Raw genomic sequence first — 8,176 nt, 5'->3', positions numbered from 1 at the left:
CGGTCAAACGGGTGACGGACATCATGGGCGAGATTTCGGCGGCTTCGGAGGAGCAGTCCAGCGGCATCGATCAGGTGAACCTGGCGGTGACGCAGATGGACGAGACCACGCAGCAGAATGCCGCTCTGGTGGAGCAGGCTGCCGCGGCTGCGGGCTCGCTGGAAGAGCAGGCCCGAAATCTGGCGGAAGCTGTGTCCGTATTCAAGATCCAGTCTGGCGAAGTGATCGACATGCAGGCCAAGCAGTTGGCCAGTTCGCGCCCGTCTGCGGTGCATGCCGCACCGCGTGCCGCTACGCGCGCATCGGCGACGTCGGCGCCGCCTGTGGCGATAGTCGATGTGTCTTCCAAGGGGGCCGACAGGCGCCTGGATGCCAGGTCGCGTCCTGCTGCCGACAAGCTGCAGGATCAGCCGCGTACATCGCGTAAAGCGGCTGCTGCAGATGCGGATGATTGGGAGTCTTTCTAAGTGCGAGTGTGGCGTATCGAGGTGGTGCGATGATTCATGGCTTGAAGGCGCTTGTCGTCGCGATGCTGCTGGTTCTGGCAGGGTGCGTCGCAACCGGGCACGGTTTCAATTCTGCCGCGCTGGCGGATATGACGCCTGGGCAGACTACCATGGCGCAAGCCGTCTATATGCTCAATGCGCCACCGGATAGGATCTATCCGCAGAGCGACGGCACGACACTGGCGTTTTGGCGCTTCCATGTTACCGTGTTCGTGGACGGTGTTTACGCCACTCAGGAAGCCATGTTGCTGTTCGGTCCGGATGGGCGTCTTATCCGCTTGGTGGATGGCACCAATTTGCCGCTCTCCTCCGCGACACAGCAGAAGCTGTCCGGAGGCGTTCCGCCGCCCGCGCCTCCTGCTCAGCCTGCACCTGAAGTTCAACCTGTAGCGCCACAAGCGCAGCCTGTTTCTAGCGGTGGCAGCGGCGTAACGGCAGTCCCAAGTCCAAATTTGGGATCCGGCGTCGCCGGGCCGCCGCCGGGCATGGATAGCCTGCAGACGTACACAATACCCGTCCCGGCAGCGCCCGCAGCAGTGCAGTGAATCTTACTTGTAGCATCCGGCTCGGACGCACAGGCCTTGTGCGCGATGAGCGACGATTTTGCAAATAGCGGATCAATAACCGCGCGATCTTGAAAAGGAGATGTTGTGACTACCGAGTCGAACAGCAAGGGGAACAAGAAACTTCGCGCCAAGCCTGCTTCTCAGCGCGCCGCATCGCAGGGTGTGAGCTTACGCAATATCCATGTTGGAACCTTGCTGCTCTTTATCATGGCGTTGTTTTTTCTGCTGGTGGTGAGCGTTGGCGGGCTAGGCGCCTACTACTTGCAGCAAAACTACAAGTCGGTGCAGGAGATCGGCGACCTGATGGCGCGCGAGCGTACGGTGACCACCATCAACAGCGATATGCTGCGTGCCCGCGTTGGTCTGATGGTAGCAGCCCGTTATTTGCAGGAAGCAGGTTGGGGCGGCACCGATAATTCCACGGCCGGCGGCAAGAAAGCTCTGAGCGAGGCAACGACTCTGCTGGATGGCGTTCGCAAGAGCTTCGGCGCATTCCAGCGGAACATGCTGCAGGATGACACCGGGCATCAGCTTTCCGTGGATTTGATGCGTCGCTACCGCGCTTACATCGACGACGGCGTGGATACCATGACCGACGCCCTGAGCAAGCAGGATTTTTCCACCTTCTATATGGTGAACGATCAATACGGTACGCCACGCAGCGCCGCGTTCATCCAGGCCATCCTCAATTTCAGCCACTATATCGAAGAGCGGCAAGCAGTTCTGAAAAAGCAATCCGCAATGGAATTGCGCAAAGGACTGATTGCAGTGGGTGTTTCGATTCTCCTGTCACTGATCCTGGCTTTGCTGGCACGAGGGATTTTCAATAGCTTGGTTGTAAAACCGCTGGTGTCGGCAGGCCAACTCTTCAATAAAGTGGCCGAAGGCGATCTGACGAGCAAGGTTCCTGTGCGCGGCCGCAATGAAATCACAGTGCTGTACTCGGGCTTTAAGCGCATGCAGGAAAGTCTGATCCGTACCGTGGCGTCAGTGCGCCGTGGCGTGGAAGAAATCGACTCCGGCTCGAAAGAAATCGCTTCCGGCAATGCGGACCTGTCTTCCCGCACCGAACAGCAAGCGGCTTCGCTGGAGCAGACCGCAGCCTCGATGCAGGAGTTGGCTTCGACTGTGAAGCAGAACGCCGAGAACGCGCGCCAGGCCAATCAATTGGCAGCCAGCGCCTCGGAAGTGGCAGTGCGCGGCGGGACGGCCGTATCGGAGGTGATCGGCACCATGCAGGCCATTTCGACCAGCTCGCACAAAATTTCCGAGATTGTGTCGGTGATCGATGGCATCGCCTTCCAGACCAACATTCTGGCGTTGAACGCGGCGGTAGAGGCAGCGCGCGCCGGCGAACAAGGCAAAGGCTTCGCGGTGGTGGCAGGCGAAGTGCGCAGCCTGGCGCAGCGTAGCGCGCAAGCGGCCAAAGAGATCAAGCTGCTGATCGAAGACTCGGTGGGCAAAGTGACGATGGGTTCGGGTCAGGTGGAGCGGGCAGGCGCGACCATGCAGGAGATCGTCGCTTCGGTCAAGCGCGTGACCGACATCATGGGCGAGATATCGGCGGCCTCTGAAGAGCAGGCACGCGGTATCGATCAGGTCAATCGGGCCGTGACGCAGATGGACGAGACCACGCAGCAGAACGCGGCGCTGGTAGAACAGGCCGCCGCCGCGGCGAGCTCCTTGCAGGACCAGTCCGGCAAGCTGGCTGAAGCCGTTGCGATATTCAAGCTCGCCACGGGCGAAGTGATCGACATGCCTTCGCCGTCATTGCCGCAAGGCCAGGCCCCGATTCTGGCGGTGTAGCGCACAAACAAGGCAACACAAGAAAACGGGCCAGGTCGCACGATCTGGCCCGTTTTTTATGCTTTGTTTTTAATGGCCTGCCAGCCCTGAGAGCAGGTGGTCCAGGGTTTCGAAGCCTTGTTGGAACAGGGCTTCGAAATAAGACCCCGAATGCGGCAGGACACTGGTCAGGAGCAATAAGCCGGAGATCAGCGTAACCGGAAAACCTATCGAGAATACGGTCAGCTGCGGCGCGGCACGGTTCAGAATGCCCAAGGACAGATTCATGACGAGCAGGGCGCAGATCAGGGGCAGGGACAGCAGCAGCCCATATGAAAAAATGGCGGCACCCCATTGGACGATCACGCTCCAGCCGTTGCGATCCAAAGCGCCCAGACCGATAGGCAGGATGTCGAAACTGTGAACGAGCGCAGACAATATCAACAGATGGCCATCGAAGGCCAGGAACAGCATGATCGTGATGATGCTCAGAAACTGCGATAGCACTGCGGTATTGGCACCATTGGCCGGGTCGAAAATTTGGGCGAAAGACAGCCCCATTTGCAGGCCGATGAATTCGCCGCCGGTTTCAACCGCGGTGAAGATGATCTGCATGACAAAACCCATGGCCAAGCCTATGACCGTTTGCTCTGCAACCACCAGCAGCGCTTCCCAGGAGTTGATGTCGATGTGAGGGATGTGGCTGATCGCAGGGGCGATGGCTACCGTCAACAGAAATGCCAGACCGATCTTGAACAGATTGGGTACGGCTCTGTGGGAGAAGATGGGGGCGACCAGGATAAGTCCGGTCAGCCGCATGAACGGCCAGAGAAATTGGCCTATCCAGCCGTTGAGCTGGTCCATGGTAAAGGAGATCATGGCGCGATCGTGCGGGCGCGGCCGGTCTGTCGGATCAGGAGACCAGCGAGGGGATCTGGGTGATGATCTGGCGCAGGTAGTCGACCATCAGGCTAAGGAGCCAAGGGCCGAGCACCACCAAGCCCACGCAGATAGCCAACAACTTCGGAATAAATGACAGCGTCATTTCGTTAATCTGTGTGGCAGCCTGGAACACGCTGATCACAAGACCCACGACCAGGCTGATGAGCAAGAGCGGGGTCGCCATGGCCAACGCGACTTTCATGGCCTGGTAGGCCAGCGTCATGACGGTTTCGGCGGTCATCGCAATGTCTTCCCGAAATTCATTGATAGAAGCTTTTGGCCAGCGAGCCCATCAGCAGGTGCCAGCCGTCGGCCAGCACGAAAAGCATAAGCTTGAAGGGCAGGGAGACTGTGGCGGGCGGCACCATCATCATGCCCAGTGCCATGAGCGTACTGGCCACCACCATGTCAATGATGAGAAAAGGGATGAAGATGGTGAAGCCTATCTGGAATGCGGTCTTGAGTTCACTGGTGACAAAGGCCGGGACCAGGATGCTCATGGGCGTCTGGCTCGGATCGTTGAGCGCGGGCGTTTTGGCTAGATCGGCGAACAGCCTCAAATCCGTCTCGCGCGTCTGATGCAGCATGAATGTGCGTAGTGGAACACTGCCGCGGTCCACCGCGGTCTCGAAAGAGATGGTGTTGTTCGATAACGGTTTGTACGCGTCGGTGTAGATTTGGTTGAGCACCGGCGACATGGTGTAGAAAGTCAGAAACAGTGCCATGCCCAGCAACACCAGATTGGGCGGCGTGGACTGTGTGCCCATGGCCGTGCGCAAAAACCCCAGCACGATGATGATGCGGGTGAAACTGGTCATCATCAGCAGCGCTGCGGGCAGAAATGTCAGCGAGGTCATCAGCAGCAGGGTTTGCATGCTGAGCGAGTATGTCTGCGCGCCGCCGGGGCCTGACGTGGCTGTCAGCGCAGGTAGGGTGGCCTGAGCCAGGGTGGTGCCGGGGAAAAGCACCAGGCCGATCAGCGCCAGGAGGGCATAGCGCAGCCATGTCGGTCGCCGGCGCGGTTTCAACGGCGAAGCGAGCGGGCCGTAACGTGAAAAATCAGGCAGCATGGCGATGAATGGGAACGGACGGCGGCTCAGGGGCGCTTGAGCGCTTTGCCGAGCTTTGCGGCCAATGCCTGAGAAAATTCAGAACGAGGCCCCTGCGCAGGGGCTTCAGGCGCCGCTTGCGCCGGCATGGTGTGCAGGAGAGTGATGTTGGTGGTGGTCTGACCCAGCACCAGCCAAGTGTCCTGCGTCTGCACGACCAGCACGTTCTGGCGCGGACCCAGCGACAAGCGGGAAATGAGTTTCAAGCCTGTGCCGCCGCCCTGGCGGCCAGCAAGGCCGCTGCGTCGCGCCATCCAGGCCATCACGAGGATCACCGCTACGACCAGAATCAGGCCCAGCGTAGTACGCAGTACGGCGTCTTGCATCATGCGAGCCTTTGCAGCGCCGCACGGAGAAGACCGAGGCTTTCTGCGCAGTTCGTGGATGCAATGGGCGCTAGGGTCGTCATCTTAACGCCGGCTGTTAAGGCGATTCAGGCGTTCGGACGGCGTAATGATGTCGGTCAGACGGATGCCGTATTTTTCTTCGACCACGACGACTTCACCCTGAGCAATGAGATAGCCGTTGACGAAGATGTCCATGGGTTCGCCAGCCAGCGCTTCGAGTTCGACAATGGAACCCTGACCCAGTTGGAGCAAATTCTTGATGGTCAGGCGCGTGCGGCCCAGCTCGACGGTCAGCTGGACGGGGACGTCCATGATCAGGTCGATATCGGTGCCGCTGGCAGAAGCGCCTTCTCCGCCGGCAAGCGGCTTGAATAGGGATTGCGCAGCGGGCTGGGCGGCAGGAGCCGAAGCTGCGGGCGCTGGCGGCGCTGGCGTAGTCTCGGCGCTTGCGCGCAGTCCGTCTGCCTGGGTGGGCGGCACGGAACGGGCCTGTTCGGCGAGAGCTGCCGACCAATCGTCTGCGGCGGAAGCGGCAGGCTGGGCCGGCGTGCCCGCGGCTTGCTCGGCAAAAGCCTCAGCCCAGTCGTCGGTGCCCGATGAAGGCGACGGAGTCTCGTCAGGTTTATCGGACTGGTCGTTTTGATCAGCCATGTTTTAAGGCCTCGTTGATATCGGAATCGTCGTGTTGAATCGTGTTCTGCACGCGCAGGGCGTACTGTCCATTGAAGACGCCGTAGCCGCACTCCAGGAGCGGCACGCCGTTGGCGTTGACGATAATGGACTCGGGTACTTCGATGGGTATTACGTCGCCGACTTTCATGGCCAGCAGCTCGCGCACGCTGGAGGGAATGCTGACGAATTCGGCGTTCAGGTCAATATCGGCGCTGCGCACCTGACGCGTCAATTGATGTGTCCAGCGCTGATCGACTTCCTCTAGCGCGGTTTCCTGCATCGGACGGGTGAGGATGTCGCGGATGGGCTCGATCATCGAGTAGGGCAGGCAAATGTTCAGATCGCCGCCCTGCGCGCCGAATTCGATACGGAAATGGGAAATGACCACCACCTCGTTGCCGCCGGTAATGTTGGCGAACTTGGTGTGCGTCTCGGAGCGGACATATTCGAATTCGATGGGATAGACCGATTCCCAGGCGCGGCCGTAGCTGTCGAGCGTGAGGTTGAGCAGGCGCCGGATGATGCGTTGCTCGGTGCTGGTGAAATCGCGGCCTTCCACGCGCATGTGATAGCGCCCGTCGCCACCGAACAGGCTGTCGACAACCAGGAACACCAGGCTCGCGTCGTACGACAGCATGGCTGTGCCGCGCAAAGGGCGCAGCTGCACCATGTTGAGGTTGCTGGGAACCGGGATATTGCGTTCGAAATCGGCGTACTTCTGGATGCGGATGGAGCTGACCGTGATGTCGGCGCTGCGGCGCATGAAGTTGAGCAGCACCGTGCGTAGATGACGTGCGAAGCGCTCGTTGATGAGCTCCAGCGTCTGCATGCGCCGACGCACGACGCGTTCCGGCGAGCTCAGATCGTAAGCACGGGTTCCCGGCGGTTCGCTGTCGACGGCCGGAGCACTGCTTTGCTCCTCGCCGGTAACGCCGGCGAGCAAGGCATCGACTTCATCCTGGGAAAGAAACGCCTCATAGGCCATGCTTATTGCACCACGAAATCCGTAAAGAGAACCCCGGAAACATTCTGCCCGTCGGGAATGGGCGCAAAAGGTTTGCTGACGGCAGCCGTGATTTCCTTGACCAGCTTGGCTTTGCCATCAGGCGTCATGACGTCCTGGGGGGTCAGGGAGGACAGAATCATCAGGATGCGGCTGCGAACCTCTGGCATGTACTTTTCGATGCGATCGCTCGATTGTTGATCGCCAAGGCGCAGAGTGATGCCCAGGAACAGCATGCGCTCCGAGTCCTTGCTCTCGAGCATGACCGTGAAAGGCTCGAGTTTTGTGAAGATAGGCGCGGGAACCTGAACCGGAGCAGGCTTGGTGTACTGAACCGTGGCGGGCTGCGAGGATTGGCCTACCGCCTGCTGCAGCGGGTTGAGCTGGCGGCTGGACTGCCAATGCAGGTAGAACCATGTGCCGGTGATGCACAACGCAGCGACGATGAGCAGAATCAGCAGCCAGATCAGCGGACGGATGATACGGCTCAGGCCACCAGAGGAGGAGCCAGCAAGCTTGGGAGGAGATTTGATTGTCGTGGCCATCGGGTTTTAAGTGCGTATGGGTACGGGCGGGAACTGAACCGATACGGATGGATGGAAGCATTCTGCCCGAAATCTGCGACGCCAAGGCACGCGATAAACAGGTCGAAAGCGGGGTAGCTCAGGCTATTACGGGACACATTTTGTCAGACAAAGGTATCTACCAGGGCATTGGCGTCTCGTGTGGCCGAAACCCGCAGCACGGCTGCCGCGGTATTGTTGCCGTCGACCGCCTGAATCGAGGAGGATCGACCCGATTGATCACTCGAAGCCTGTTGCTGCGAGGATTGCGTGTTTTGATCGCCGACGCTGGTCTGGCCCAGCGACAGGCCGGCCTGCTCGAAGGCGGTTTGCAACTGCGGCATGGCCGATTCCAGTGCCTGTCGCACGACTGCGTGGGCCGATACGAACGCGGCGCTGGCAACGCCGTCGGTCAGGCTGATCGTGACGTGCAGCGGGCCCAGATTGGGCGGATCGAGCCGTAATTCGGCCGTCTGGTTGCCGGTCTGCGAGTTGCTGCTGAGCAGGACCATCTGACGGCCGAGATCGGCGTTCCATTGGGCCGAGCCGACAGGCGTAGCAGTCAGGTTGATCACGGCCGGAACCTGACTGGGTGAGGCGCTTGTGACCGATTGGCTGCCCGTTGTCGAGGAAATCGACGACAGTGAGGCCAGGTTGACGCCAGCCTGGGCGGCGGTCACCGC

General features: G+C 60.0%; 10 protein-coding genes and 1 pseudogene. 3 read left to right on the top strand and 8 right to left on the bottom strand.

Annotated features, from left to right (window positions below; all coding sequences use genetic code 11):
* The 3 genes and pseudogenes from ACTHJ1_RS07550 to ACTHJ1_RS07540 form a co-directional block, all read left to right on the top strand.
* Positions 1 to 467: pseudogene (locus tag ACTHJ1_RS07550) on the top strand (methyl-accepting chemotaxis protein); the annotation flags it as partial.
* 29 nt (positions 468 to 496) lie between these two features.
* Entirely contained in the window at positions 497 to 1,051 is a 555-nt protein-coding gene (locus tag ACTHJ1_RS07545) for a hypothetical protein (protein WP_440190052.1), read from the top strand.
* A gap of 105 nt (positions 1,052 to 1,156) precedes the next feature.
* Complete coding sequence (locus ACTHJ1_RS07540; protein ID WP_440190049.1) at positions 1,157 to 2,878, top strand: methyl-accepting chemotaxis protein; 1,722 nt, start codon at positions 1,157 to 1,159, stop codon at positions 2,876 to 2,878.
* 69 nt (positions 2,879 to 2,947) lie between these two features.
* Here the strand turns inward: ACTHJ1_RS07540 and fliR are convergent, their stop codons facing one another.
* From fliR to ACTHJ1_RS07500, 8 genes are all read right to left on the bottom strand, one after another.
* The gene (gene fliR / locus ACTHJ1_RS07535; RefSeq protein ID WP_440190046.1) at positions 2,948 to 3,736 is read right to left on the bottom strand and encodes a flagellar biosynthetic protein FliR; all 789 of its coding nucleotides are present in this window, start codon (positions 3,734 to 3,736) and stop codon (positions 2,948 to 2,950) included.
* Positions 3,737 to 3,770: 34 nt separating this feature from the next.
* Positions 3,771 to 4,040: a flagellar biosynthesis protein FliQ gene (fliQ, locus tag ACTHJ1_RS07530; RefSeq protein ID WP_330904448.1), complete on the bottom strand. Its 270-nt coding sequence runs from the start codon at positions 4,038 to 4,040 to the stop codon at positions 3,771 to 3,773.
* A 19-nt stretch (positions 4,041 to 4,059) separates the two neighbouring features.
* Positions 4,060 to 4,869, bottom strand: a complete 810-nt coding sequence (fliP, locus tag ACTHJ1_RS07525) for a flagellar type III secretion system pore protein FliP (RefSeq protein ID WP_440190043.1) — start codon at positions 4,867 to 4,869, stop codon at positions 4,060 to 4,062.
* 26 nt (positions 4,870 to 4,895) lie between these two features.
* Positions 4,896 to 5,237 carry a flagellar biosynthetic protein FliO gene (gene fliO, locus ACTHJ1_RS07520; protein ID WP_440190040.1) on the bottom strand — a complete coding sequence of 114 codons (342 nt, stop codon included), beginning with the start codon at positions 5,235 to 5,237 and terminating at the stop codon, positions 4,896 to 4,898.
* Positions 5,238 to 5,318: 81 nt separating this feature from the next.
* Positions 5,319 to 5,906 carry a flagellar motor switch protein FliN gene (gene fliN, locus ACTHJ1_RS07515; RefSeq protein ID WP_440190037.1) on the bottom strand — a complete coding sequence of 196 codons (588 nt, stop codon included), beginning with the start codon at positions 5,904 to 5,906 and terminating at the stop codon, positions 5,319 to 5,321.
* Positions 5,899 to 6,912, bottom strand: coding sequence for a flagellar motor switch protein FliM (fliM, locus tag ACTHJ1_RS07510; RefSeq protein ID WP_440190034.1), 1,014 nt, complete (start codon positions 6,910 to 6,912; stop codon positions 5,899 to 5,901). Before fliM ends, fliN begins: the two co-directional genes overlap by 8 nt.
* Positions 6,913 to 6,914: 2 nt before the next feature.
* Complete coding sequence (gene fliL, locus ACTHJ1_RS07505) at positions 6,915 to 7,475, bottom strand: flagellar basal body-associated protein FliL (RefSeq protein WP_440190031.1); 561 nt, start codon at positions 7,473 to 7,475, stop codon at positions 6,915 to 6,917.
* A 143-nt stretch (positions 7,476 to 7,618) separates the two neighbouring features.
* The coding region (locus ACTHJ1_RS07500) for a flagellar hook-length control protein FliK (protein WP_440190028.1) at positions 7,619 to 8,176 on the bottom strand (558 nt) is incomplete at its 5' end.

The sequence above is a fragment of the Bordetella sp. genome (assembly GCF_051960075.1).
GTDB lineage: Bacteria > Pseudomonadota > Gammaproteobacteria > Burkholderiales > Burkholderiaceae_B > Bordetella.
The sequence above is the reverse complement of the archived record's forward strand: the minus strand, read 5'-3'. Positions and strand labels throughout refer to the sequence as shown.